This window comes from Pseudomonas syringae, from assembly GCF_021605415.1.
Taxonomy (GTDB): domain Bacteria; phylum Pseudomonadota; class Gammaproteobacteria; order Pseudomonadales; family Pseudomonadaceae; genus Aquipseudomonas; species Aquipseudomonas syringae_S.
The window spans coordinates 15939-40114 of sequence record NZ_WKEQ01000011.1; the positions used below are offsets into that span (position 1 = coordinate 15939).

A 24176-nucleotide genomic window follows, 5' to 3' on the forward strand; every position below is an offset into this window, starting at 1 on the left:
ACTATTTGGCGAAGTCCACTTAGCCTGTCTCAGGCAAGCATCCAATGCTGCGGGAGTAATTGCGTGATTTCGCTCGCCCGCTGTGTCGGCAGCCGCATCAGCACATCCTTGAGATAGGCATACGGATCGTGCCCATTCATACGCGCCGACTGGATCAGGCTCATGATTGCCGCCGCCCTTTTTCCACTGCGCAGCGACCCGGCAAATAACCAGTTCGAGCGCCCAAGCGCCCACGGCCGGATCAAATTCTCGATCTGGTTATTGTCGATGGGTACAGCACCATCTTCCAAGTAGCGCGTCAGCGCTACCCAGCGTTTAAGGCTGTAATCCAGGGCCTTGGCCGTGGCCGAACCCTCGGGCACAAGTTCGCGTTGGGCCAACATCCACTCATGCAGTTTTTCAGCGATGGGCACCGCTGTTTCCTGACGTAATCGCCAGCGGTCTTCGTCGCTCATTTCCTTGGCGTGTCGCTCGACTTCATACAACCCGCCAATCGAGTGAAGCGCCTGCTCCGCCAACTGGCTTTTATTGGCTGCATGCAGGTCGAAGAATTTGCGGCGTGCATGGGCCATGCAGCCGATTTCGGTGATGCCCAGCTCGAAGCTGGCCTTGTAGCCGGCGAAGTCATCGCAGACCAGCTTACCGTTCCACGTGCCCAGGAAGTTACGCGCATGTTCGCCGGCACGGCTGGGGCTGAAGTCGTAGATTACGGCCTTGAGGGCCGAGAAAGGCGTGGTGCTATAGGCCCACACGTAAGCGCGGTGGGTTTTCTTTTCGCCTGGTGCGAGCATCTGAACCGGGGTCTCATCGGCGTGGATCACGCCCTGGGCCAACACATGCTCACGCAGCGCATCGACCAGAGGCTGGAGCTGCACACCGGTCTGTCCGACCCATTGCGCCAGTGTCGAACGGGCGATGGGCAGTCCGGCCCGACCAAAAATCTTCTCCTGCCGGTACAGCGGTAAATGGTCGGCGAACTTCGCCACCATCACGTGGGCCAACAGGCCTGCGGTCGGGATGCCCTTGTCGATCACTTGGGCCGGTACAGGCGCCTGGATCAGTGTTTCACACTGACGGCACGTCCATTTTCCACGCACATGCCGCTCAACGGTGAACACGCCCGGAGTGTAATCGAGCTTCTCGCTGACGTCTTCGCCGATTCGCTGAAGCTGGCAGCCGCACACGCACTGAGTATTCTCTGGTTCGTGACGGATCACGGTTCGCGGAAACTGCGGCGGCAGTGGTGCACGCTTGGGCTTATTACGTGGCTCGGCCGGTGCGGCCGGCGGATTGGCTGCCTTCAGCTCGGCTTCGATAGCTGCGATATCGGTATCGAGCAGATCATCGAGCAGACTGCCTTGGTCGGGGCTCAGTTGCTCGCTGCGCTTGGCGAACTTGTGTCGCTTGAGGATGGCGATTTCATGAGCCAGTTGCTCGTTGACCGTTTCGAGGCGTTGGATTTTCTGGCTCATGGAGTCGACCTGGGACAGCAACTGCATAGCCTGTTCGGCCAAGCCGCGCAGCTGTTCCGGTGTCATCTGGTCGAGATTGGGCGAGGAAGTCATGCCGCTGATTGTGTCAGAGCAGGTCGTCAACAGCGATAAACCGATGGGCTAATGGCAGGGGCTAAAGCACTGTGATCGCGCTGCCTGCGCCGACCCGCTGCCACGGCAAACCCAGTACCAAGGCTTGAAGTTGCTCGTTATCGAGTTCGACTTCCGATCCGTGACGGATGCCGGGCCAATGAAACTTGCCTTGGTTCAATCGTCGCGCTGCCAGCCAAATGCCCACACCGTCATGCACCAAGACTTTCATTCGGTTGGCACGGCGATTAGCGAAGAGGTATGCGCAGTGCGGCTTCGCCACACCGAACACCGCGATCACCCTGGCCAGCGCGGTCTCGGTACCGGCGCGCATGTCCATAGGCTCGGTGGCAAGCCAGATGGCATCGATCCGAATCATACCAATAGGCCTCGCAGAAAGGTGGCACAGGCGACAGCGCTTTCGGTCGGCCAGTTCACTTTGACGGTGCCACGCGGGTGCTGGATTTCAATGCAGATACTCGATGAAGCTGCCTGCGAGTGTCCTCCGGCTAGCGGCAAGGGCACTGGAATGAAAGCAGGTTGCAGCGCCATGGTTTTGTTCGTGAGTACCCTAATCCATTTATGGACGAGGTTCGCGTTAAGGCTGTGCTTCTGCGCGACGCTGGCAATCGATGCGCCGGGCTGGGCGCACTCTTGGACAACTTGGGCCTTGAAGGATTTTGAATAGGAACGGCGTTGTGACTGCATGGAAAGACCCGCTTAAAAGGCTAGAAATGGTGTCCACTTAAATTAGGTGGACACCATCGCCTTTGGCGTCGGGGTCAGGAAGGTGAGTTGGCCGGACGGTTAAACAATGCAGCTCTTTCAGCGCTGCGACTGCTTGGTGGGGAAGAGGGCAGACAAAATCTCGACGCATCTTCATCTTGGCGGCAGGTGTGGTCCAAATGGATTTCTCAAGGTCAAACTCCTTCCATTCAGCCAAACGGACCATGCCAGGTCGCGATGCTGTCCATACACAAAGCCAAGCAGCAGTGCGAGCAGTCAGTCTGGCCGGAGTGTTTTTGAGCGCCTGGAGAAATTCACCCAGCTCAGGCTCCAGCAAATGTGGATGTTGCTGAGTCTTAGGGGCTTGTGCGGCGATGTCACGAAGGCGACTGCCCGGATCGTTTTCAGTCAGGCCCAAGCCGATGGCTCGCCCGAATATCTGATTGATCCAAGTGCGACACTTTTCCGCCACGTTGTGTGCGTCTCGGGCTTCGATGGATGCTTGGAGTTCCGCGCAGTCGGTACGGGTGATTTCGTCTAGGGGCTTATCTCCCAGTGCCGGGAGTATGTCTTTGTCGAGGTAGGTACGGATTTTGTTGAGTGTGGAGGGGGCGAGACCCTTTTCCTCTTTTGCCTTCAGCCAGGCATCAGCGGCAGCTCGAAAGGTTCGGGTCTTGGCTGCATCGATAGCAGCTTTCGCGGATCGCTTTTGTTCAAGGGGATCGGCACCGCTACTCACTACTTTGCGTAGATCAGCAGCTTTGTCTCGTGCCAGCGCGCCACTTACTTCCGGGTAGCCCCCGAGCCCCATCCAAGCCCAATTGCCCGCCGGGCGTTTGTAGCGAAGCTGCCAAGACTTGCCACCATCAGGTTTGACCCTGAAGTAGAGGCCGTTTCCGTCCAGCTCCCGGTATTCCTTTGATTCCGGCTCCAGTCCCGCAAGCGTTGTATCTGCGAGAGGGCGGCGCTTGATGTCTGCGCGCTTCATCCTTGTATCCCAAAGTTCGGTATTTTTCTCAGGATACAAGCAGGGATACAGGGATACAACGGATAAGGGGATACAGAGGTAGATAGCCAGACATAAAAAAACCGACCTAAGTGGCCGGTTTCTTTGGGTCTGAGAGTCTGGTAGAGACTTTCAGATACTGCTATATGGTGCCCCGAGGGAGACTCGAACTCCCACTCCTTTCGAAAACGGATTTTGAATCCGCCGCGTCTACCAATTCCGCCATCAGGGCTCAATGGCGGCGAAGTATAGAGATGAGATTACCGTTGGTCAATCACGTTTCATGGTCAATTTTCGATATTTCCGCTAGACTTTCCGGCCCTGCTAGACGAACCCCATCATGCGCGTTGCTGACTTTACCTTCGAGCTCCCTGATTCGCTGATCGCTCGCCACCCTTTGGCCGAGCGTCGCGGTAGCCGCCTGCTGACCCTTGACGGGCCGAGCGGCGCCCTCGCACACCGTCAATTCACTGATTTGCTTGAGCATTTGCGCCCGGGCGATTTGATGGTGTTCAACAATACCCGGGTGATTCCGGCGCGGCTGTTCGGGCAGAAAGCGTCCGGCGGCAAGCTGGAAATCCTTGTTGAGCGAGTGCTCGACACGCATCGCGTGCTGGCCCATGTGCGCTCCAGCAAGTCGCCGAAGCCGGGGTCGAAGATTCTTATCGACGGTGGTGGCGAGGCGGAGATGCTGGCGCGGCATGATGCGTTGTTCGAGCTGGGGTTCGCTGATGAAGTGCTGCCGTTGCTCGATCGTGTCGGGCACATGCCGTTGCCTCCTTATATAGACCGCCCAGATGAAGGCTCGGATCGCGAGCGCTATCAGACCGTGTACGCCGAGCGCCTCGGCGCGGTGGCGGCGCCGACGGCGGGGCTGCATTTCGATCAGTCGCTGATGGAAGCGATTGCCGCCAAGGGCGTCGAGACCGCGTTTGTCACGCTGCACGTGGGCGCGGGTACGTTCCAGCCGGTGCGGGTCGAGAAGCTTGAAGACCATCACATGCACACCGAGTGGCTGGAAGTCGGCCAGGACGTGGTCGATGCGGTCGCCGCTTGCCGTGCGCGTGGCGGTCGGGTGATTGCCGTTGGTACGACGAGCGTGCGCTCGCTGGAAAGTGCCGCGCGCGATGGCGTGCTCAAGCCGTTCAGTGGCGACACCGACATTTTCATCTTCCCGGGCCGACCGTTTCATGTGGTCGATGCGCTGGTGACCAATTTTCATTTGCCGGAATCCACGCTGTTGATGCTGGTTTCCGCTTTCGCCGGTTATCCCGAAACCATGGCCGCCTATAAGGCCGCCGTCGACAATGGATACCGCTTTTTCAGCTACGGTGATGCGATGTTCATCACCCGTAATCCCGCACCTACTGCCCCTAAACAAACAGGCCCAGAGGAAACAGAATGAGTCGCGAATGTCGCATGTCCTTTGAGCTCCTTGCCACCGACGGCAAGGCCCGTCGTGGTCGCCTGACCTTCCCGCGCGGCACCGTCGAAACCCCGGCGTTCATGCCGGTTGGCACCTACGGCACGGTCAAGGGCATGCTCCCACGGGACATCGTCGCCACTGGCGCGGAGATCATTCTGGGCAACACCTTCCACTTGTGGCTGCGTCCCGGTACTCAGGTGATCAAGGAGCACGGCGACCTGCATGATTTCATGCAGTGGAAAGGCCCGATCCTGACCGACTCCGGCGGTTTCCAGGTGTTCAGTCTTGGCGCGATGCGCAAGATCAAGGAGGAGGGCGTGACCTTCGCCTCTCCGGTCGACGGTGCCAAAGTGTTCATGGGCCCGGAAGAATCGATGCAGGTCCAGCGCGATCTCGGCTCCGACATCGTGATGATTTTCGACGAATGCACGCCGTATCCGGCGGATGAAGACGTGGCTCGCGTGTCGATGGAGCTGTCGTTACGCTGGGCTCAGCGTTCGAAGAATGCCCATGGCGACAACACCGCCGCGCTGTTCGGCATCGTTCAGGGTGGCATGCACGAGAATCTGCGCAAGCGCTCGCTTGAGGGGCTCGACAAGATCGGCTTCGATGGCCTGGCCATCGGTGGTCTGTCTGTGGGCGAGCCCAAGCACGAAATGATCAAGGTGCTGGATTATCTGCCGGGCCTGATGCCGGCTGACAAACCTCGTTACCTTATGGGCGTTGGCAAACCCGAAGATCTGGTTGAGGGTGTGCGCCGCGGTGTGGACATGTTCGATTGCGTGATGCCAACCCGTAATGCCCGCAATGGGCATCTGTTCATTGATACCGGCGTGCTGAAGATCCGAAACGCGTTCCATCGCCATGATGAATCACCGCTGGATCCGACCTGTGATTGCTACACCTGCCAGAACTTTTCCCGCGCTTATCTGCATCACTTGGACAAGTGCGGCGAAATGCTCGGCAGCATGCTCAATACCATCCACAATTTGCGCCATTATCAGGTGCTCATGGCTGGTTTGCGCGAGGCTATTCAACAGGGTACATTGGCCGCCTTTGTCGATGCCTTCTACGCCAAACGCGGACTTCCCGTTCCGCCTTTGGACTGAGTTTTCTGACCCCAAGATTCAACATTTGCAACTGGAGTGCTAAATGAGCTTTTTTATCTCTAATGCCATGGCTGACGCCGCTGCACCAGCTGCCGCCCCAATGGGTGGCGGTTTCGAGTGGATTTTCCTGGTCGGCTTCCTGGTCATCTTCTACCTGATGATCTGGCGTCCACAGGCCAAGCGCGCCAAAGAGCAGAAGAACCTGCTGAGCAGCCTGCAAAAGGGCGACGAAGTGGTCACCACTGGCGGCATCGCCGGCAAGATCACCAAAGTGGCCGATGACTTCGTGGTTCTGGAAGTGTCCGACACCGTGGAAATGAAGTTCCAGAAAGGCGCCATCGCCGCCACGCTGCCAAAAGGCACGCTGAAAGCGATTTAAGGTTCCAACTTCTACTCAATCGACGGGGCGCGCAAGGCGCCCCGCGTTCATAACGGGCGGCGTGATGCTGAACAAATACCCTCTGTGGAAATACATTCTGATCCTGGCGGTGCTGGCGATCGGTCTGATTTATTCCGCTCCCAATCTATACCCGGATGACCCGGCCATTCAGATCAGCGGCGCCAGCACGGCACTGCAGGTCAATCAGGCCGATCTGGATCGCGTAAGCACCGCGCTGAAAGAGTCCGGGATCAACGTCAAGGCTGCCACGCTGGCGGACAACGGCAAGGGCGGCCTGATCCGTCTGACCAAGGCTGAAGATCAGTTGCCGGCAAAAGACGTTGTGCGCAAGGCATTGGGTGATGACTACGTCGTCGCGCTGAACCTGGCACAGACCACCCCGCAATGGCTGCGCAATCTGGGTGCGCACCCGATGAAGCTGGGCCTGGACTTGTCCGGTGGTGTGCACTTCCTGCTGGAAGTGGACATGGACAAAGCCCTCGACGCACGCCTGAAAGTCTACGAAGGTGACGTCAAGAGCCTGCTGCGCAAAGAGAAGTTGCGCTATCGCAGCCTGCCGCAACTGGGCGGTGCCATCCAGCTGGGCTTCGCTGATGAAGGCAGCCGCGAACAAGCCCGTGCACTGATCCGCAAGAACTTCAACGATTTCGACATTGTTCCGGCCGACCTGAATGGTCAACCGGTGCTGCGTCTGGCGATGACCCCGGCCAAGCTGGCGGAAATCCGTGAATACTCCATCAAGCAGAACTTGACCACGGTCCGTAACCGCGTCAACGAGCTGGGTGTTGCCGAGCCGATCGTTCAGCGTCAAGGCGCCAACCGCATCGTGGTTGAGCTGCCGGGCGTGCAAGACACTGCCGAAGCCAAGCGTATTCTCGGCAAGACGGCCAACCTTGAATTCCGTCTGGCGGCAGAGCCGGGCGCTTCGAAAGCAACGTCCGAGTCGTTCGAATTCCGTGAGGGCAATCGTCCTGCGGCGCAGATCGAGCGTGGCCTGATCATCACCGGTGACCAGGTCACCGACGCCAAGGCCGGTTTCGGCGAGCACGGCACGCCTGAAGTGAACATCCGTCTGGATGGTCATGGCGGCGAACTGATGAGCCGCGCAACCCGCAGCAACGTCGGCCGCAGCATGGCGGTGATCTTCATCGAGCAGCGTCCGGTCACCACTTACGTCAAGCAAGTGGTCAACGGCGTCGAGAAAGACGTGCCGGTGCAGACGTTCAAGGAAGAAAAGAAAATCATCAGCCTGGCGACCATCCAGTCGCCGCTGGGTGCCCAGTTCCGCATCACCGGCCTGAACGGCCAGGGCGAATCGTCCGAGCTGGCGCTGTTGCTGCGTGCCGGTGGTCTGGCAGCGCCGATGTACTTTGCTGAAGAGCGCACAATCGGCCCGAGCCTGGGTGCCGACAACATCACCAAAGGTATCGATGCATCACTGTGGGGCATGTTGTTCGTCTCGCTGTTCATCATCGCCATCTACCGCTTCTTCGGCATCATCGCCACTGTCGCTCTGTCGGTGAACATGGTGTTGCTGCTGGCGCTGATGTCGCTGCTGGGTGCAACGCTGACCCTGCCGGGCATCGCCGGTATCGTCTTGACCATGGGTATGGCGGTCGACGCCAACGTGTTGATCTTCTCGCGGATCCGCGAAGAGATCGCCGCCGGCATGACCGTGCAGCGTGCAATCAACGAAGGCTTCGGCCGGGCATTCACCGCGATTCTCGACGCCAACCTGACAACTCTGTTGGTCGGCGGGATTCTCTTCGCCATGGGCACAGGCCCGGTGAAAGGCTTCGCAGTGACCATGTCCCTCGGGATCTTTACCTCGATGTTCACGGCCATCATGGTGACCCGCGCGATGGTCAACCTGATCTTCGGCGGACGTGACTTCAAGAAGTTGTGGATTTAAGGGGCTGCCATGTTACGTACAATCAACTTCATGGGCGTTCGCAACGTTGCGTTCGGCGTCACATTGTTCCTGACGGTGTTGGCTCTGTTCAGCGTCGTCACCAAGGGCATGAACTGGGGCCTGGACTTCACCGGCGGTACGCTGATCGAGCTGACTTACGAGCGTCCGGCCGACGTCACAAAGGTGCGCGAGCAACTGGCGACGTCGGGTTACCACGAAGCCGTCGTGCAGAACTTTGGCGCGACTACCGATTTGCTGGTGCGCATGCCGGGTGAAGATCCGCAGCTGGGCCATCAGGTCGCGGAAGCGCTGCAGAAGGTCGGTGGTGATAACCCGGCGACGGTCAAGCGTGTCGAATTCGTCGGCCCGCAGGTCGGTGAAGAACTGCGCGACCAGGGCGGCCTCGGCATGCTGCTGGCGCTCGGCGGCATCCTGATCTACCTGGCGTTCCGCTTTCAGTGGAAGTTCGCGGTCGGCGCCATCGTGTCGCTGATCCACGACGTGATCGTGACCATCGGTATCCTGTCGTTTTTCCAGATCACCTTCGATCTGACGGTGCTGGCGGCGGTACTGGCGATCATCGGTTATTCGCTGAACGACACCATCGTGGTATTTGACCGGGTTCGTGAAAACTTCCGCGTGCTGCGCAAGGCTTCGCTGATCGAGAACATCAACATCTCGACCACCCAGACCCTGCTGCGCACCATGGCGACGTCGATCTCGACATTGCTGGCGATTGCGGCGCTGCTGTTCTTCGGCGGCGACAACCTGTTCGGCTTCTCCATTGCCCTGTTCATTGGTGTTTTGGCGGGTACGTACTCGTCGATCTACATCGCGAACGTGGTGCTGATCTGGCTGAACCTGACCACGGAAGATCTGATTCCGCCGGCCAATACCGACAAGGAGATCGACGACCGTCCATAACGGTCATCGACTTTCCAGTTGTCTGCCAAAAAAGGCGCGAGTTGAACTCGCGCCTTTTTTTATGCTCCAAGGCTGGGAGAAGCGCGGGGCAGCGTCCCGCATGTGATGGTCAGGAGGTTCATGTGAACAAGTCGTTGCTGGTTGGTGCGGTATTGGGTGCTGTCGGTGTGACTGCCGGGGGTGCTGTTGCCACCTACAGCCTGGTTAAAAGCGGCCCTGAATATGCGCAAGTATTAGCCGTTGACCCGGTCAAGACACAGATCAAGACACCACGTGAAGTGTGCAAGGATGTAGCGGTAACCCGGCAAGCGCCGGTCAAGGATCAACACCAGATTCTCGGTACCGCGATTGGTGCGGTCGCCGGTGGGTTGCTGGGTAATCAGGTTGGCGGCGGTAACGGCAAGAAAATTGCCACGGTGGCCGGTGCGGTCGGTGGCGGTTATGCCGGTAACAAGGTGCAGGAAGGTATGCAGAATCGCGACACCTACACCACGACTCAAACTCGTTGTAACACTGTGAATGACATCAGCGACAAGATCGTTGGATATGACGTTCGTTATTCGTTGGATGGCAAGGAAGGCAAGGTGCGGATGGATCGCGATCCGGGTAACCAGATTCCGGTCGACAAGGAAGGCAAGCTGGTGCTGTCGCAGAACGAGCTGAATCAGTGATCGGTTGATCAGGCTGAAACGAGAAGCACCCTTCGGGGTGCTTTTTTTTGGGTGAGATATCCCCCAGCGGCAGCGCGTACAGGGTCAGGTTTCTATGGTGCAGACATAAAAAAAGCACCCCGCAGGGTGCTTTTCTGTCGCTGAATGCTTAGCGCTTCAGCGAGGCCGGCAGGTGCGGCTGGATCGCCGTCAGGACTGCCTTGAAGCACTTGGTGTTGCCGGCAACGATGTGGCCTTTTTCAAGGAAGTCGTGACCGCCGGTGAAGTCGCTCACCAGGCCGCCGGCTTCTTGAATCAGCAGGGCGCCTGCCGCCATGTCCCACTCGGACAGACCCGACTCCCAGAAGGCGTCGAAACGGCCGGCAGCCACGTAAGCCAGATCCAGGCTCGCCGAACCGGCGCGACGAATGCCGGCAGTCTGGCCGACCAGTGCGCGGAACATGCCGAGGTAGTTGTCGAGGTTGTCCATCTGGTCGTCACGGAACGGGAAGCCGGTACCCAGCAGGGCGCCCTCCAGGCTGGTGCGACCGCTGACGCGCAGGCGACGACCGTTCAGTTGAGCGCCGCGACCACGGCTGGCGGTGAATTCTTCCTGGCGCACCGGATCCAGAACAACAGCGTGCTCCAGGCGACCACGGTATTTGCAGGCGATGCTGACAGCGAAGTGAGGAATGCCGCGCAGGAAGTTGGTGGTGCCATCCAGCGGGTCGATGATCCAGAGGTACTCTTCGCCTTCGATGCCGGTGCCGGCGTGCAGGCCGGTCTCTTCACCCTGGATCGAGTGATTCGGGTAAGCCTTGCGCAGCGCGTCGATGATTTTCTGTTCAGCGGCGCGATCCACCTCGGACACGTAATCCTTGGCGTCTTTTTCGTCGACCTTGATGGTATCCAGGCGCTCGATGGAGCGGAAGATCAGTTCACTGGCGCTGCGGGCGGCGCGCAGCGCGATATTCAGCATGGGCTGCATGGATGTGTCACCTAAGAGTGTTAAAGAAAGCCGCGCATTCTATCAGAACTTTTCTTCAGGTGAAGGTTGCTGTTCGCTTTCATAGCTTAACGGTAGGCTGTTCTGTAATATTTGCCCCCCTTTCCTGTGTCCGGGAGCGCCTCCCTTGCTGCAAAACATTCGTGTGGTCCTGGTCAATACCAGCCACCCCGGCAATATCGGCGGGGCTGCGCGCGCCATGAAGAACATGGGTTTGTCGCGGCTGGTGCTGGTCGAACCGCGTATCTTCCCGCATCACGAAGCCGACGCTCGCGCCTCGGGTGCCGGGGACATCCTTGAAAACGCGCAAGTCGTCGCCACTTTGGAAGATGCCTTGGTCGGCTGCAATCTGGTGCTTGGCACCAGTGCCCGCGACCGTCGTATTCCTTGGCCATTGCTCGATCCTCGCGAATGCGGCACCAAAGTCGTCGAGGAAGCCGGGCAAGGCGCGGAAATCGCTTTGGTGTTCGGCCGTGAGGATTCCGGTCTCACTAATGAAGAGCTGCAGCGATGTCACTTTCATGTGCACATCCCCTCCGATCCCGAGTTCAGCTCGCTGAACCTCGGGGCGGCGGTGCAGGTGTTGAGTTATGAAGTGCGCATGGCCTGGCTGGCCTCGCAAGGACAGCCAAGCAAGATCGAGAAAGAAGAGGTCGCGTCCACCAAAAGCGCCGAGCTGGCGACGATGGATGAGTTGGAGCGATTCTATGAGCACCTGGAGCAAACCCTGGTGGCCATCGAATTCCTCGATCCGGAAAAACCACGGCACTTGATGGCGCGCCTGCGCCGGTTGTACGGACGCAGCTCGGTCAGCCGGGCGGAAATGAATATATTGCGTGGCATCCTCACGGAGACCCAAAAAGCGGCCCGTGGCGAGCTCCTTAAGCGGAAGGATTAATGATGTTTGAGCGTTTGCGTGAAGATATCCAAAGCGTATTCCATCGAGACCCGGCGGCGCGTAACGCTTTTGAAGTCCTGACCTGCTACCCCGGCATGCATGCAATCTGGATTCATCGTCTGGCCGGTATGCTCTGGCGCAATGATCTGAAATGGCTGGCGCGGCTGGTGTCGAACTTCGGCCGCTGGTTGACCGGAATCGAGATTCACCCGGGTGCCAAAGTCGGGCGACGGTTCTTCATCGACCACGGCATGGGCATCGTCATTGGCGAGACCGCTGAAATCGGCGACGACGTCACGATTTATCAGGGCGTGACTTTGGGTGGCACCAGCTGGAACAAAGGCAAGCGCCATCCAACGTTGGGTGACGGCGTGGTGGTGGGGGCAGGCGCGAAAGTGCTCGGGCCGTTTACTGTCGGTGCGGGTGCCAAAGTCGGTTCCAATGCCGTTGTCACCAAGGAAGTGCCGCCGGGCGCCACGGTTGTCGGCATTCCCGGGCGGATCATCATCAAGTCCGATGAAGAGCAGGACGCCAAGCGCAAGGCCATGGCCGAGAAGATCGGCTTCGATGCATATGGCGTCAGTGAGGACATGCCTGACCCGGTGGCGCGCGCCATCGGTCAGTTGCTTGATCACTTGCAGGCCGTGGACGGACGTCTGGAAGGCATGTGCGGCGCGTTGAAGGATCTGGGTAGCAACTACTGTGCGAAAGATCTGCCTGAGCTGCGCGAAGAAGACTTCGCCTGCGTAAAAGATAAAGATCAAAGCCAGGCCAGCTAAGTCGCAGCGGTTTCTTTGCGAGCAGGCTCGCTTGCGCAGAAGAATGCGTTCCAATGTGGGGCGAGCCTGCTCGCGAAGAGCGATAACGCGCAATAAGTGGCTGTATGCCGCCAGCGTTTGCTATCATTCGCGCGCTCTTTTGCGGGTAATCCCGACTAAAGCACTAGGTCTTATAGTTGACTTAAATGCTCGGGAATTGCATACTCCCGCCCATTCCGAACTCCGTGGTAATTGTCCATGCGACTGACTACAAAAGGCCGATACGCCGTAACCGCCATGCTTGACCTGGCGTTGCACGCGCAGCACGGGCCCGTGTCTCTGGCCGATATTTCCGAGCGCCAAGGCATCTCCCTGTCGTATCTCGAACAGCTGTTCGCCAAGCTGCGCCGCAGTAACCTGGTTTCCAGTGTTCGCGGTCCTGGCGGTGGTTATCAGCTGTCCCGCGACATGCAGGGCATCCAGGTGGCTCAGGTGATCGATGCGGTCAACGAATCGGTTGATGCAACAAAATGCCAGGGCCAGGGCGACTGCCACTCCGGTGACACCTGCCTGACCCATCATCTGTGGTGCGACCTGAGCCTGCAGATTCACGAATTTCTCAGCGGTATCAGCTTGGCCGACCTCGTAACTCGCCGTGAGGTGCAGGAAGTGGCCCAGCGTCAGGATCAGCGTCGTTGCAATGGCAAGGCGCCGCGCCTGGACAAGATTGAAGCGTCCGCCGTCGAATGACAGCCAAAGAGCTAGCGGCACGCCAGCCAGCCTGATTTAGGAGATAGTCCATGAAATTGCCGATTTACCTTGATTACTCTGCGACCACCCCGGTCGATCCGCGCGTTGCGCAAAAAATGAGTGAATGCCTGCTGGTCGACGGAAACTTCGGTAACCCGGCGTCCCGTTCCCATGTGTTCGGCTGGAAGGCCGAAGAGTCCGTCGAGAACGCTCGTCGTCAGGTGGCCGATCTGGTCAATGCCGATCCGCGTGAAATCGTCTGGACCTCCGGTGCCACCGAGTCCGACAACCTGGCCATCAAGGGTGCGGCACATTTCTACGCCTCCAAGGGCAAGCACCTGATCACCACCAAGATTGAGCACAAGGCTGTCCTCGACACCATGCGCCAACTGGAGCGTGAAGGTTTTGAGGTGACTTACCTCGAGCCCCGTGAAGACGGTCTGGTCACCCCTGAAATGATTGAAGCCGCGCTGCGCGAAGACACCATCCTGGTGTCCGCGATGCACGTGAACAACGAAATCGGCACCATCAACGACATCGCTGCCATCGGCGAACTGTTGCGCTCGAAGGGCGTTCTGTTCCACGTCGACGCCGCTCAGTCCACTGGCAAGGTCGACATCGACCTGCAGAAGCTGAAAGTCGACATGATGTCGTTCTCCGCCCACAAAACCTACGGCCCTAAAGGCATCGGCGCGCTGTACGTGAGCCGCAAGCCGCGTGTTCGCATCGAAGCGACCATGCACGGCGGCGGTCATGAGCGTGGCATGCGTTCCGGTACCCTGGCGACCCACCAGATCGTCGGCATGGGCGAAGCGTTCCGTGTGGCCAAGGAAGACATGGCTGCCGAGAACGTTCGCATCAAAGCCTTGAGCGACCGTTTCTACAAGCAGGTCGAGCATCTGGAAGAGCTGTACGTCAACGGCAGCCTGACCGCCCGCGTTCCGCACAACCTGAACTTGAGCTTCAACTACGTTGAAGGCGAGTCGCTGATCATGGCGCTCAAGGATCTGGCCGTGTCGTCCGGTTCGGCATGCACCTCGGCGTCGCTTGAGCCTTCGTACGTTCTGCGCGCCCTGGGCCGCAACGACGAACTGGCGCACAGCTCGATCCGTTTCACCTTCGGCCGTTTCACCACCGAAGAAGAAATCGACTACGCCGCGCAGAAAGTCTGCGAGGCCGTTACCAAGCTGCGCGCTCTGTCGCCGCTGTGGGACATGTACAAAGACGGTGTCGACATTTCGAAAATCGAGTGGGCGGCACACTGATTTCAAGTCGCCGCGAACCGGCCCTGTCCGCGAAGGTGGCGGGCTTAAAGAGCGACTCTCTGATGAGTGAGGATTAAGAATCATGGCTTACAGCGAAAAGGTCATCGACCACTACGAAAACCCGCGCAACGTCGGCAAGATGAACGCGGAAGATCCTGATGTCGGCACCGGCATGGTCGGCGCTCCGGCGTGCGGCGACGTGATGCGCCTGCAGATCAAGGTCAACGATCAAGGCGTTATCGAAGACGCCAAGTTCAAGACCTATGGTTGCGGCTCGGCAATCGCCTCCAGCTCCCTCGCCACCGAGTGGATGAAGGGCAAGACCCTGGACGAAGCCGAAACCATCAAGAACACCCAGCTGGCTGAAGAACTGGCTTTGCCGCCAGTGAAAATTCACTGCTCGGTACTCGCTGAAGACGCTATCAAAGCGGCCGTTCGCGACTACAAGCAGAAGAAAGGCTTGATCTAAGCTTTGGGCGACGAGTAAGGAGTCAACGATGGCTATCAGCATGACAGAAGCGGCTGCTCAACACGTGCGGCGCTCCCTCAACGGGCGCGGCAAGGGTGAGGGGATTCGTCTGGGTGTTCGCACCACGGGCTGTTCCGGCCTTGCCTACGTGCTGGAGTTTGTCGACGAGGTGGTTGCGGAAGATCAGGTGTTCGAAAGTCATGGCGAGAAAGTGATCATCGACCCGAAAAGCCTCAGCTACCTGGACGGCACCGAGCTCGATTTCGTCAAGGAAGGGTTGAACGAAGGCTTCAAGTTCAACAATCCCAACGTACGCGGTGAATGTGGCTGCGGCGAAAGCTTCAACATCTGAGGCTTGTCGTGGGAACTCCTTGTCATTTCGCTTTATTCGAGCTGCAACCGAGCTTTCGTCTGGATCTCGAGCAGTTGGCCACGCGCTACCGAGAGTTGGCGCGCGGCGTCCATCCTGACCGTTTTGCCGACGCTTCCGAGCGCGAGCAGCGGGTGGCGCTCGAGCAGTCTGCACGGCTCAACGATGCCTACCAGACCCTCAAGAGCCCGGCGCAGCGTGCGCGCTACCTGCTCAAAGTCAGCGGGCACGAAGTACCGATGGAGGTCACGGTTCATGACCCCGAGTTTCTTTTGCAACAGATGCAATGGCGCGAAGAACTCGAAGACCTCCAGGACAGCGCCGATCTCGACGGTGTCGCGGTATTCAAGCGCCGTCTGAAAGCCGCCCAGGATGAGCTCAACGAAAGCTTCGCAGCCTGTTGGGATGATGCAGCGCAGCGCGAACAGGCCGAACGCCTGATGCGCCGCATGCAGTTCCTCGACAAGCTCACCTACGAAGTGCGCCAGTTAGAAGAGCGCCTCGACGATTAACCCAGTGCCGCTCCGGTCGCACGCCTGATATACAGATAAGTCCTGATTACGATGGCCCTACTGCAGATCGCCGAACCCGGCCAAAGTCCTCAACCCCACCAGCGCCGTCTGGCTGTGGGAATCGACTTGGGCACTACCAATTCGCTGGTCGCTGCGTTGCGCAGCGGACTTTCCGAGCCGCTCGCCGACGCCAATGGCCAGGTCATCCTGCCGTCCGCCGTGCGTTATCACGCTGATCGCGTGGAGGTTGGCGAATCGGCCAGGCTCGCAGCGTCCTCGGATCCTTTGAACACCGTGCTGTCGGTCAAGCGCTTGATGGGTCGTGGTCTGTCCGACGTCAAGCAATTGGGCGAGCAACTGCCATACCGCTTTGTCGGTGGTGAGTCGCACATGCCGTTCATCGATACCGTGCAGGGGCCGAAAAGCCCTGTCGAAGTCTCCGCCGACATCCTCAAGGTACTGCGTCAGCGCGCTGAAGCGACGTTGGGTGGCGAACTGGTCGGCGCGGTCATCACCGTTCCTGCCTATTTCGACGATGCACAACGTCAGGCCACCAAGGATGCGGCGAAACTTGCCGGTCTGAACGTGTTGCGTCTGCTCAATGAGCCGACTGCGGCTGCCGTTGCATACGGTCTGGATCAACATGCCGAAGGCCTGGTCGCGATTTACGACCTGGGCGGCGGTACCTTCGATATTTCAATTCTGCGTCTGACTGGCGGCGTCTTCGAAGTGCTGGCCACCGGTGGCGACAGCGCACTGGGCGGTGATGACTTCGATCATGCCATTGCTGGCTGGATCATCGAGAGTGCGGGCCTTTCGGCCGATCTCGATCCGGGCGCGCAACGTAATCTGCTGCAAGCCGCGTGCGCGGCCAAAGAGGCGCTGACCGACGCCGCTGCCGTTGAAGTCGCCTACGGTGACTGGAAATCGCAGCTGACGCGCGAAGCGTTCAACGCGCTGATCGAGCCGATGGTTGCCCGCAGCCTCAAAGCCTGCCGCCGCGCTGTTCGTGATTCCGGTATTGAGCTGGAAGAAGTGCACGCCGTGGTCATGGTCGGCGGTTCGACGCGCGTTCCGCGTGTTCGCGACGCTGTCGCCGAAGCCTTCGGCCGCCAGCCGCTGACTGAGATCGACCCGGATCAGGTGGTGGCCATTGGTGCCGCGATTCAGGCCGATACGCTGGCCGGCAACAAGCGCGATGGTGGTGAACTGTTGCTGCTCGACGTGATTCCGTTGTCGCTGGGGCTGGAAACCATGGGCGGCCTGATGGAGAAGGTGATTCCACGCAACACCACCATCCCCGTCGCTCGTGCACAAGATTTCACTACTTATAAAGACGGCCAGTCGGCCATGGCGATTCACGTCTTGCAGGGCGAGCGCGAATTGATCAGCGACTGCCGTTCCCTGGCGCGCTTTGAGTTGCGCGGCATCCCGGCGATGGTGGCCGGCGCTGCGAAGATTCGCGTGACTTTCCAGGTCGATGCCGACGGTTTGCTCAGTGTTTCCGCCCGCGAGCTGGGTTCGGGTGTTGAGGCGAGCATTCAGGTCAAGCCGTCCTACGGTTTGACGGACGGTGAAATCGCCAAAATGCTCAAGGATTCGTTCCAGCACGCCAATGACGACAAGGTTGCCCGCGTACTGCGCGAGCAACAGGTCGATGCCCAGCGCCTGGTCGAAGCGGTGCAGGGCGCTCTGGAGGTTGATGGCGAGCGATTGCTCGACGCCGAAGAGCGCATGGTCATTGATATGCAAGTGCAGGAACTGGTCGAACTGATGAAAGGCACCGATGGTTACGCCATCGAGCAGCAGACCAAGCGTCTGTCGCAAGTGACCGACGCCTTTGCCGCCCGCCGCATGGATCTGACGGTGAAAGCCGCATTGTCCGGGCGCAATCTGAATGAAATCGAGGATAACTGATGCCGCAGGTCATTTTTCTGCCACACGAGAAGTTCTGCCCGGACGGCATGGTTGTCGAAGCGGCCCCTGGTATTTCGATTCTCGAACTGGCTCATGAGCACCACATTGAGATGGAAAGCGCCTGCGGCGGCGTCTGCGCCTGCACCACCTGCCATTGCATCATCCGCGAGGGTTTTGACTCGATGGAAGAGGCTGATGAGCTGGAAGAAGACTTCCTCGACCGCGCCTGGGGTCTGGAAGCACAATCGCGTCTGGGCTGTCAGGCAATCGTCGGTGAAGAAGACATCACCGTCGAGATTCCGAAATATTCGCTTAACCATGCGGCTGAAGCGCCGCACTGACTGGTAAGACTGTCATGAGCTACGGTTGGAATGATGTTCAACGCATTGCCGAGGAATTGGCCGAGGCCAAACCGGGTGTAGACCCGTTTTCGGTCAACTTCGTCGAATTGCAGCAATGGATCAAAGAGCTGCCGGACTTCGACAATACCTCTGGTCGTGTCGGCGAGAAGGTGTTGGAAGCCGTTCAGGCTCTCTGGGCCGACGAATTGGACTGATCGTCCCCGCAGGTTAGGCAATACCCAAGAACCCGCGTATAATTCGCGGGTTTAATTTTTCGCAAATTACCGTTTCTGGAGTTACACCATGGCTGTTCAACGTACTTTCTCCATCATCAAGCCTGACGCCGTTGCAAAAAACGTGATCGGCGAAATCACCACCCGTTTCGAAAAAGCCGGCCTGAAGGTTGTAGCTTCGAAACTGAAGCAACTGTCCAAAGCCGAAGCTGAAGGCTTCTACGCTGAGCACAGCGCTCGTGGTTTCTTCGGCGACCTGGTTGCTTTCATGATCTCCGGTCCTGTTGTTGTTCAGGTTCTGGAAGGCGAAAACGCTATCGCTCTGAACCGCGAACTGATGGGCGCTACCAACCCTAAAGAAGCGGCTGCCGGCACCATCCGTGCTGACTTCGCTGAATCGATCGACGCCAACGCCGTTCACGGTTCGGACTCCGAAGCCGCTGCCGCTCGCGAAATTTCGTACTTCTTCGCAGCTACTGAAGTAACCGCTCGCTAAGCATTGGCTTAAGAGTGAAGGTGAATCCATGACGACATCGACTGTAAAAACCAACCTGCTGGGTCTCACTCAACAGGAAATGGAAAAATTCTTCGACTCAATCGGGGAGAAGCGTTTCCGTGCCGGTCAGGTAATGAAATGGATTCACCACTTTGGCGTCGATGATTTCGACGCCATGACGAACGTCAGCAAGGCCCTGCGCGACAAGCTCAAGGCCATTGCTGAAGTCCGTGGTCCGGAAGTGGTCAGCGAGGACATCTCCAGCGACGGCACCCGTAAATGGGTGGTGCGCGTAGCGTCCGGCAGCTGCGTCGAGACCGTTTACATTCCCCAGGGCAAACGCGGCACTCTGTGCGTTTCGTCCCAGGCAGGCTGTGCCCTGGATTGCAGTTTCTGCTCCACCGGCAAGCAAGGCTTCAATAGCAACCTCACCGCCGCCGAAGTCATCGGTCAGGTGTGGATTGCCAACAAATCCTTTGGCAGCGTCCCGGCAACCGTCGACCGTGCCATCACCAACGTGGTGATGATGGGCATGGGTGAGCCGCTGCTGAACTTCGACAACGTCGTGGCCGCCATGCATCTGATGATGGATGACCTGGGCTACGGGATTTCCAAGCGCCGCGTAACCCTGTCCACGTCGGGTGTGGTGCCGATGATCGATGAGTTGTCCAAGCACATCGACGTATCCCTGGCGTTGTCTTTGCACGCACCGAACGACGCATTGCGTAACCAATTGGTGCCGATCAACAAGAAATATCCGCTTAAGATGCTGCTCGAGTCGTGCCAGCGCTACATGTCCTCTTTGGGCGAGAAGCGCGTGCTGACCGTTGAATACACCCTGCTCAAGGACATCAACGATAAAGTCGAGCACGCGGTGGAAATGATCGAGCTGCTCAAGAACACCCCATGCAAGATCAACCTGATTCCGTTCAACCCGTTCCCGCATTCCGGGTACGAGCGGCCGAGCAATAATGCCATCCGCCGGTTCCAGGATCAGCTTCACCAGGCCGGTTACAACGTCACTGTACGCACCACCCGCGGTGAAGACATCGACGCCGCCTGTGGTCAATTGGTAGGGCAGGTGCTGGATCGCACCCGTCGCAGCGAACGTTACATCGCCGTGCGTGAATTGAGCGCCGACAGCGATCTGGCGCAGAACGCCGCGAACAATAACTAAGAGAGGATCTCTATGTCCCTGCGCTTTGCGCTGCTATTGCTGTTGGCCAGCCTGTGTGCTGGATGTGTCCTTTCGGGTGACTACAACCCGATGAAGACCAGCAAGGGCCGCGATGAAGCGCGGGCTGCTTATGTGCAGTTGGGGCTTGGATATTTGCAGCAGGGTATGACCGAGCGGGCGAAAGTGCCGCTGAAGAAGGCGCTGGAGCTGGATAGCGGTGATGCCGATGCCAACGCGGCCCTTGGTCTGGTGTTTCAGGCGGAAATGGAGCCGGAACTGGCCGATGAGCATTTCCGCAAGGCCTTGTCCGCACGTCCCGCCGACGCTCGCATCCTTAACAACTACGGCAGTTTTCTCTACGAAGAACAGCGTTACAAGGAAGCCTACGAGCGTTTTGAACAGGCCACCGCCGATACGCTGTATCCTGAGCGCTCCCGTGTGTTCGAGAATCTCGGCATGACGGCCGCGAAGCTGGGACAGCGTGATCTGGCGCAGCAACAGCTGGAAAAAGCCCTGCGTCTGAACCGTCAACAACCGCGCGCCTTGCTGGAAATGGCTGAGTTGTCCTTCGAAGACAGGCATTATGTGCCCGCACGTGATTATTACGATCGTTTCAGCCTGCTATCCGAACAAAATGCACGTAGTCTATTGCTCGGCGTTCGGCTGGCAAAAGTGTTTGAAGATCGCGACAAGGCCGCCAGTGCTGGCCTGCAATTAAAACGACTCTATCCCGGTACGCCGGAATATCAGCAATACCTGTCGGAGCAATGATGAAAGCGGCGCATCCCGAAGTTGTAGCAGCGACTCGTGTTAACCCCGGTGAAACCTTGCGCCAGGCCCGCGAAAGCAATGGCTGGTCGCTGGCCGAAGTGGCCCTCAAGCTCAACCTCACCGTGAGTTCCCTGAGCAACCTTGAAGCCGGTGCGTTCGACAAGCTGCCGGGGCATACCTTCGCTCGCGGTTACATTCGCGCCTACGCCAAATTGCTCGGCATGGATCAGACCGTTCTGGTTCAGCAATTCGACCAGTCCACCGGCACCGATTCCCAAGGCAGCAATGTCCACGCCCTGGGTCGTATCGAAGAGCCGGTTCGTGTTTCCCACACTATTTTGCGCATCGTCAGCCTGTTGTTGCTGATCGCGGTGATCGGCGGCGGTTTCGTCTGGTGGCAGGATCAGACTTCGCTGCGAACCAAAGAGTTGACCAGTATGGCCCCGGAGCACGTCGAGGTCGAAGGCGCCGACGGCACTACCCAGATTCATCCGCTGGACGAACCCGAAGACCAGGCCGTTGCTGAAGGCCAGGCCGATAATTCGACCGCGCTTGCACTGCCGCAGTCTGAAAGCACCGCTGAAGAACCGGCGGAGGCCGTAGCGCCGCAAGCGGCACCAGCAGCGCCAGCCACCGCGCCGGCGCCTGTGGTGGCTTCGCCAGCCGTTCCCGCGCCAACCGTGCCGAACACGCCGGCACCGACCGTTACCGCGCCAGTCGCTCCGTCGACACCCGCTCCGGCAGCCGCCGCTCCGGTAGCCGGTCAAGGTCAAGTACAGATCCAGTTCGTTGCCGATTGCTGGACGCAAGTCACCGATGGCAGCGGCAAAGTCTTGTTCAGCGGCCTGAAGCGTAAAGGCGACAGCCTGTCGGCCGTCGGCAAGCCACCGTTTGCTGTACGCCTGGGCTTTGCCCGTGGCGCGCAAGTCAGCTACAACGGCCAGTCGGTCGATGTGGCTCCGTTCACCAGTGGCGAGACTGCTCGCCTGAAGTTGGGTCAATAAGTCATGCACGGCGAATCTCCAATCAAACGTCGCGAATCCCGCAAAATCTGGGTCGGTAACGTTCCCGTGGGCGGCGATGCGCCTATCGCTGTGCAAAGCATGACCAACAGCGACACCAATGACGTGGCCGCCACGGTCGCCCAGATCAATCGTCTGGAAGCCGCCGGTGTCGACATCGTTCGTGTCTCCGTGCCGGACATGGACGCCGCCGAGGCCTTCGGCAAGATCAAGCAGCTAGTCAAAGTGCCGTTGGTGGCCGACATCCACTTCGACTACAAGATCGCTTTGCGCGTGGCCGAACTGGGCGTTGATTGCCTGCGCATCAACCCGGGCAATATTGGTCGTGAAGACCGTGTGCGCGCCGTGGTCGATGCCGCCCGTGATCGCGGGATTCCGATCCGTATCGGCGTCAACGCCGGCTCCCTGGAAAAAGACCTGCAAAAGAAATACGGCGAGCCGACTCCGGCGGCGCTGGTTGAATCCGCTTTGCGTCATGTCGAGCACCTTGAACGCCTGAATTTCCAGGACTTCAAGGTCAGCGTGAAGGCTTCCGACGTGTTCATGGCCGTCGCAGCCTACCGCTTGCTGGCGAAAGAAATCGTTCAACCGTTGCACCTGGGCATCACCGAAGCCGGTGGATTGCGTTCAGGCACGGTGAAATCCGCCGTAGGCCTCGGTATGCTGCTCGCCGAAGGGATTGGCGATACTATCCGCATCTCGCTGGCGGCCGACCCGGTCGAAGAAGTGAAAGTCGGTTACGACATCCTCAAGTCTTTGCACCTGCGTTCCCGTGGCATCAACTTCATCGCCTGTCCGAGCTGCTCTCGGCAGAACTTCGATGTGGTCAAGACCATGAACGAGCTGGAAGGGCGCCTTGAAGATCTGCTGGTGCCGCTGGATGTCGCGGTCATCGGTTGTGTGGTCAACGGCCCCGGCGAAGCGAAGGAAGCCCATATCGGCTTGACCGGCGGCACGCCAAACCTGATTTACATCGACGGCAAGCCGGCGCAGAAACTGACGAATGACAATCTGGTGGATGAGCTTGAACGCTTGATCCGCCAGAAAGCGGCCGAAAAGGTCGAAGCTGACGCTGCTGTTATTGCGCGTGGCTGACACTGACTGAAGCGCCGAACGAATTAAGGAAATTTTGTGAGCAAGTCTCTGCAAGCCATCCGTGGCATGAACGACATCCTGCCCGAACAGACCCCGCTGTGGCGTTATTTCGAAGGCACCGTCTCGCGTTTGCTGGATAACTACGGTTACAAGCAGATCCGCATGCCGATTGTCGAGTTCACCGAGCTGTTCAAGCGCTCGATCGGCGAAGTGACCGACATCGTCGAAAAAGAGATGTACACCTTCGAAGACCGCAACGGCGACTCGCTGACGCTGCGTCCGGAAGGCACGGCGGCGTGCGTGCGCGCAGTGCTTGAACACGGCATCACCGGCGGCGGCCAAGTGCAGAAGCTTTGGTACATCGGCCCGATGTTCCGTCACGAGCGTCCGCAGAAAGGTCGTTATCGTCAGTTCCATCAGATCGGTCTGGAAGTGTTCAACCTTGACGGCCCGGACATCGACGCCGAGCTGATCATCATGACCTGGCGCCTGTGGGGCGAGCTGGGCATCCGTGACGCGGTCAAGCTTGAACTCAACAGCCTGGGCACCAGCGAGTCCCGTGGCCGTTATCGTGAAGCGCTGGTCGAGTACCTCTCGGCGCACCACGACAAACTGGATGAAGACAGCCAGCGCCGTCTCAAATCCAATCCGCTGCGCGTGCTTGACACCAAGAACGCCGACACTCAAGCCGTGCTGGTCGACGCGCCGAAAATGGCCGACTACCTGGACGACGAGTCCCGCGCGCACTTCGAAGGCCTGAAGGCCCGTCTGGATGCTGTCGGCATTCCTTACGTGCTCAACCCGAAGCTGGTTCGCGGCCTGGATTACTACAGCAAAACCGTATTCGAATGGGTCACCGACAAACTCGGTGCCCAGGGCACTGTGTGCGCGGGCGGTCGTTACGACGGTCTGGTCGAGCAGATGGGCGGCAAGCCAACGTCCGGCGTCGGTTTCGCCATGGGTATCGAGCGTCTGGTCTTGATGCTTGAAACCCTGGAGCAGATCCCGGAAGAAATCTCCCGTCAGGTCGATGTCTACCTGTGCGCCTTCGGTGAAGAAGCCGAGCTGGCCGGTCTGGCCTTGGCCGAGCGGGTACGCGATCAACTTCCAGACCTGCGCCTGCAAGTGAATGCCGGCGCCGGCAGTTTCAAAAGCCAGTTCAAGAAAGCCGACAAGAGCGGTGCGCTGTTCGCACTGATCCTGGGTGACGACGAAATGGCCCAGCAAGTGGTAGGTTTCAAACCCCTGCGTGGCCAGGGCGAACAACAAAGCATTGCCTGGGACGCGCTCGCCGCCCACCTGGCCACCTGCGTCGTGCAGGGTTGAAGCTGTCTAAACAGCCGATTTAGCGATTAAGGAG

Annotated in this window: 26 protein-coding genes, 1 tRNA gene and 1 pseudogene; 22 read left to right on the forward strand and 6 right to left on the reverse strand. The window is 58.9% G+C overall.

The genetic code is table 11. From position 1 onward, the window contains the following. Positions 1 to 29: 29 nt before the first annotated feature. From tnpC to GIW69_RS10145, 5 genes and pseudogenes are all read right to left on the reverse strand, one after another. Complete coding sequence (gene tnpC / locus GIW69_RS10130) at positions 30 to 1565, reverse strand: IS66 family transposase (protein ID WP_236482215.1); 1536 nt, start codon at positions 1563 to 1565, stop codon at positions 30 to 32. Between the two features lie 61 nt (positions 1566 to 1626). Further along, a complete protein-coding gene (tnpB, locus tag GIW69_RS10135) occupies positions 1627 to 1962 on the reverse strand; it encodes an IS66 family insertion sequence element accessory protein TnpB (protein ID WP_009684097.1) in 336 nt (111 codons plus the stop codon). Beyond that, positions 1959 to 2291: an IS66-like element accessory protein TnpA gene (gene tnpA, locus GIW69_RS26380; protein WP_496570910.1), complete on the reverse strand. Its 333-nt coding sequence runs from the start codon at positions 2289 to 2291 to the stop codon at positions 1959 to 1961. Before tnpA ends, tnpB begins: the two co-directional genes overlap by 4 nt. Before the next feature lie 91 nt (positions 2292 to 2382). After that, positions 2383 to 3297 (reverse strand): annotated as a pseudogene (locus tag GIW69_RS10140) (tyrosine-type recombinase/integrase); the annotation flags it as partial. Positions 3298 to 3462: 165 nt separating this feature from the next. Continuing rightward, positions 3463 to 3547, reverse strand: a tRNA-Leu gene (locus GIW69_RS10145). Between the two features lie 108 nt (positions 3548 to 3655). On the opposite strand from GIW69_RS10145, the gene queA reads away from it, so the two are divergent. The 6 genes from queA to GIW69_RS10175 all read left to right on the forward strand — a co-directional run bounded on the left by queA (position 3656) and on the right by GIW69_RS10175 (position 9757). Beyond that, entirely contained in the window at positions 3656 to 4720 is a 1065-nt protein-coding gene (gene queA, locus GIW69_RS10150; RefSeq protein ID WP_236482218.1) for a tRNA preQ1(34) S-adenosylmethionine ribosyltransferase-isomerase QueA, read from the forward strand. Between the two features lie 14 nt (positions 4721 to 4734). Continuing rightward, positions 4735 to 5850, forward strand: a complete 1116-nt coding sequence (gene tgt, locus GIW69_RS10155) for a tRNA guanosine(34) transglycosylase Tgt (RefSeq protein WP_236482400.1) — start codon at positions 4735 to 4737, stop codon at positions 5848 to 5850. 43 nt (positions 5851 to 5893) lie between these two features. Then, positions 5894 to 6229, forward strand: coding sequence for a preprotein translocase subunit YajC (gene yajC / locus GIW69_RS10160; protein ID WP_007956696.1), 336 nt, complete (start codon positions 5894 to 5896; stop codon positions 6227 to 6229). 64 nt (positions 6230 to 6293) lie between these two features. Further along, on the forward strand, positions 6294 to 8162 hold the full coding sequence (gene secD, locus GIW69_RS10165) for a protein translocase subunit SecD (RefSeq protein ID WP_236482219.1): 1869 nt from the start codon (positions 6294 to 6296) through the stop codon (positions 8160 to 8162). 9 nt (positions 8163 to 8171) lie between these two features. Continuing rightward, on the forward strand, positions 8172 to 9086 hold the full coding sequence (gene secF / locus GIW69_RS10170; protein WP_236482221.1) for a protein translocase subunit SecF: 915 nt from the start codon (positions 8172 to 8174) through the stop codon (positions 9084 to 9086). Between the two features lie 122 nt (positions 9087 to 9208). Continuing rightward, positions 9209 to 9757, forward strand: a complete 549-nt coding sequence (locus GIW69_RS10175) for a glycine zipper 2TM domain-containing protein (RefSeq protein ID WP_236482222.1) — start codon at positions 9209 to 9211, stop codon at positions 9755 to 9757. 148 nt (positions 9758 to 9905) lie between these two features. Here GIW69_RS10175 and suhB read toward each other — a convergent pair whose 3' ends face one another. Further along, positions 9906 to 10724 (reverse strand): inositol monophosphatase family protein, encoded by an 819-nt coding sequence (gene suhB / locus GIW69_RS10180; RefSeq protein WP_236482224.1) that lies wholly within the window; start codon positions 10722 to 10724, stop codon positions 9906 to 9908. A 145-nt stretch (positions 10725 to 10869) separates the two neighbouring features. Here suhB and trmJ point away from each other — a divergent pair, with 145 nt between their 5' ends. The 16 genes from trmJ (at position 10870) to hisS (ending at position 24142) form a co-directional block, all read left to right on the forward strand. Then, on the forward strand, positions 10870 to 11640 hold the full coding sequence (trmJ, locus tag GIW69_RS10185) for a tRNA (cytosine(32)/uridine(32)-2'-O)-methyltransferase TrmJ (RefSeq protein ID WP_236482226.1): 771 nt from the start codon (positions 10870 to 10872) through the stop codon (positions 11638 to 11640). 2 nt (positions 11641 to 11642) lie between these two features. Then, positions 11643 to 12419: a serine O-acetyltransferase gene (cysE, locus tag GIW69_RS10190; RefSeq protein WP_236482233.1), complete on the forward strand. Its 777-nt coding sequence runs from the start codon at positions 11643 to 11645 to the stop codon at positions 12417 to 12419. Between the two features lie 237 nt (positions 12420 to 12656). After that, positions 12657 to 13148 (forward strand): Fe-S cluster assembly transcriptional regulator IscR, encoded by a 492-nt coding sequence (gene iscR / locus GIW69_RS10195; protein WP_007956690.1) that lies wholly within the window; start codon positions 12657 to 12659, stop codon positions 13146 to 13148. A gap of 50 nt (positions 13149 to 13198) precedes the next feature. Beyond that, the gene (locus GIW69_RS10200) at positions 13199 to 14413 is read left to right on the forward strand and encodes an IscS subfamily cysteine desulfurase (protein ID WP_236482234.1); all 1215 of its coding nucleotides are present in this window, start codon (positions 13199 to 13201) and stop codon (positions 14411 to 14413) included. A gap of 82 nt (positions 14414 to 14495) precedes the next feature. Further along, complete coding sequence (iscU, locus tag GIW69_RS10205) at positions 14496 to 14882, forward strand: Fe-S cluster assembly scaffold IscU (protein WP_003227907.1); 387 nt, start codon at positions 14496 to 14498, stop codon at positions 14880 to 14882. Between the two features lie 28 nt (positions 14883 to 14910). After that, on the forward strand, positions 14911 to 15234 hold the full coding sequence (gene iscA, locus GIW69_RS10210; protein ID WP_054045385.1) for an iron-sulfur cluster assembly protein IscA: 324 nt from the start codon (positions 14911 to 14913) through the stop codon (positions 15232 to 15234). An 8-nt stretch (positions 15235 to 15242) separates the two neighbouring features. Continuing rightward, positions 15243 to 15764, forward strand: coding sequence for a co-chaperone HscB (hscB, locus tag GIW69_RS10215; RefSeq protein ID WP_236482236.1), 522 nt, complete (start codon positions 15243 to 15245; stop codon positions 15762 to 15764). A gap of 51 nt (positions 15765 to 15815) precedes the next feature. Next, complete coding sequence (gene hscA, locus GIW69_RS10220; RefSeq protein ID WP_236482237.1) at positions 15816 to 17681, forward strand: Fe-S protein assembly chaperone HscA; 1866 nt, start codon at positions 15816 to 15818, stop codon at positions 17679 to 17681. Then, the gene (gene fdx / locus GIW69_RS10225) at positions 17681 to 18022 is read left to right on the forward strand and encodes an ISC system 2Fe-2S type ferredoxin (protein ID WP_236482238.1); all 342 of its coding nucleotides are present in this window, start codon (positions 17681 to 17683) and stop codon (positions 18020 to 18022) included. The genes hscA and fdx overlap by 1 nt, the downstream gene beginning before the upstream one ends. A gap of 14 nt (positions 18023 to 18036) precedes the next feature. After that, the gene (iscX, locus tag GIW69_RS10230; protein WP_236482240.1) at positions 18037 to 18237 is read left to right on the forward strand and encodes a Fe-S cluster assembly protein IscX; all 201 of its coding nucleotides are present in this window, start codon (positions 18037 to 18039) and stop codon (positions 18235 to 18237) included. Between the two features lie 88 nt (positions 18238 to 18325). Beyond that, entirely contained in the window at positions 18326 to 18751 is a 426-nt protein-coding gene (gene ndk / locus GIW69_RS10235; RefSeq protein ID WP_003175956.1) for a nucleoside-diphosphate kinase, read from the forward strand. Between the two features lie 28 nt (positions 18752 to 18779). After that, entirely contained in the window at positions 18780 to 19928 is a 1149-nt protein-coding gene (gene rlmN, locus GIW69_RS10240; RefSeq protein ID WP_236482242.1) for a dual-specificity RNA methyltransferase RlmN, read from the forward strand. Between the two features lie 12 nt (positions 19929 to 19940). Then, positions 19941 to 20699 carry a type IV pilus biogenesis/stability protein PilW gene (gene pilW, locus GIW69_RS10245; protein WP_236482245.1) on the forward strand — a complete coding sequence of 253 codons (759 nt, stop codon included), beginning with the start codon at positions 19941 to 19943 and terminating at the stop codon, positions 20697 to 20699. Beyond that, the gene (locus GIW69_RS10250; protein ID WP_236482247.1) at positions 20699 to 21703 is read left to right on the forward strand and encodes a helix-turn-helix domain-containing protein; all 1005 of its coding nucleotides are present in this window, start codon (positions 20699 to 20701) and stop codon (positions 21701 to 21703) included. Before pilW ends, GIW69_RS10250 begins: the two co-directional genes overlap by 1 nt. A 3-nt stretch (positions 21704 to 21706) precedes the next feature. After that, complete coding sequence (gene ispG, locus GIW69_RS10255) at positions 21707 to 22816, forward strand: flavodoxin-dependent (E)-4-hydroxy-3-methylbut-2-enyl-diphosphate synthase (protein ID WP_008070966.1); 1110 nt, start codon at positions 21707 to 21709, stop codon at positions 22814 to 22816. A gap of 36 nt (positions 22817 to 22852) precedes the next feature. Continuing rightward, positions 22853 to 24142 (forward strand): histidine--tRNA ligase, encoded by a 1290-nt coding sequence (gene hisS, locus GIW69_RS10260; protein WP_236482249.1) that lies wholly within the window; start codon positions 22853 to 22855, stop codon positions 24140 to 24142. The last annotated feature ends 34 nt before the right edge of the window (positions 24143 to 24176 follow it).

Coding starts and splice junctions, on each gene's coding strand:
- GIW69_RS10200 (WP_236482234.1), top strand. CDS start 13,199: ATGAAATTGCCGATTTACCTTGATTACTCTGCGACCACCCCGGTCGAT.
- iscR (WP_007956690.1), top strand. CDS start 12,657: ATGCGACTGACTACAAAAGGCCGATACGCCGTAACCGCCATGCTTGAC.
- fdx (WP_236482238.1), top strand. CDS start 17,681: ATGCCGCAGGTCATTTTTCTGCCACACGAGAAGTTCTGCCCGGACGGC.
- secD (WP_236482219.1), top strand. CDS start 6,294: ATGCTGAACAAATACCCTCTGTGGAAATACATTCTGATCCTGGCGGTG.
- secF (WP_236482221.1), top strand. CDS start 8,172: ATGTTACGTACAATCAACTTCATGGGCGTTCGCAACGTTGCGTTCGGC.
- tgt (WP_236482400.1), top strand. CDS start 4,735: ATGTCCTTTGAGCTCCTTGCCACCGACGGCAAGGCCCGTCGTGGTCGC.
- tnpB (WP_009684097.1), bottom strand. CDS start 1,962: ATGATTCGGATCGATGCCATCTGGCTTGCCACCGAGCCTATGGACATG.
- pilW (WP_236482245.1), top strand. CDS start 19,941: ATGTCCCTGCGCTTTGCGCTGCTATTGCTGTTGGCCAGCCTGTGTGCT.
- tnpA (WP_496570910.1), bottom strand. CDS start 2,291: ATGCAGTCACAACGCCGTTCCTATTCAAAATCCTTCAAGGCCCAAGTT.
- queA (WP_236482218.1), top strand. CDS start 3,656: ATGCGCGTTGCTGACTTTACCTTCGAGCTCCCTGATTCGCTGATCGCT.
- iscX (WP_236482240.1), top strand. CDS start 18,037: ATGAGCTACGGTTGGAATGATGTTCAACGCATTGCCGAGGAATTGGCC.
- iscU (WP_003227907.1), top strand. CDS start 14,496: ATGGCTTACAGCGAAAAGGTCATCGACCACTACGAAAACCCGCGCAAC.
- cysE (WP_236482233.1), top strand. CDS start 11,643: ATGTTTGAGCGTTTGCGTGAAGATATCCAAAGCGTATTCCATCGAGAC.
- hscA (WP_236482237.1), top strand. CDS start 15,816: ATGGCCCTACTGCAGATCGCCGAACCCGGCCAAAGTCCTCAACCCCAC.
- tnpC (WP_236482215.1), bottom strand. CDS start 1,565: ATGACTTCCTCGCCCAATCTCGACCAGATGACACCGGAACAGCTGCGC.
- ndk (WP_003175956.1), top strand. CDS start 18,326: ATGGCTGTTCAACGTACTTTCTCCATCATCAAGCCTGACGCCGTTGCA.
- suhB (WP_236482224.1), bottom strand. CDS start 10,724: ATGCAGCCCATGCTGAATATCGCGCTGCGCGCCGCCCGCAGCGCCAGT.
- rlmN (WP_236482242.1), top strand. CDS start 18,780: ATGACGACATCGACTGTAAAAACCAACCTGCTGGGTCTCACTCAACAG.
- iscA (WP_054045385.1), top strand. CDS start 14,911: ATGGCTATCAGCATGACAGAAGCGGCTGCTCAACACGTGCGGCGCTCC.
- yajC (WP_007956696.1), top strand. CDS start 5,894: ATGAGCTTTTTTATCTCTAATGCCATGGCTGACGCCGCTGCACCAGCT.
- GIW69_RS10250 (WP_236482247.1), top strand. CDS start 20,699: ATGAAAGCGGCGCATCCCGAAGTTGTAGCAGCGACTCGTGTTAACCCC.
- ispG (WP_008070966.1), top strand. CDS start 21,707: ATGCACGGCGAATCTCCAATCAAACGTCGCGAATCCCGCAAAATCTGG.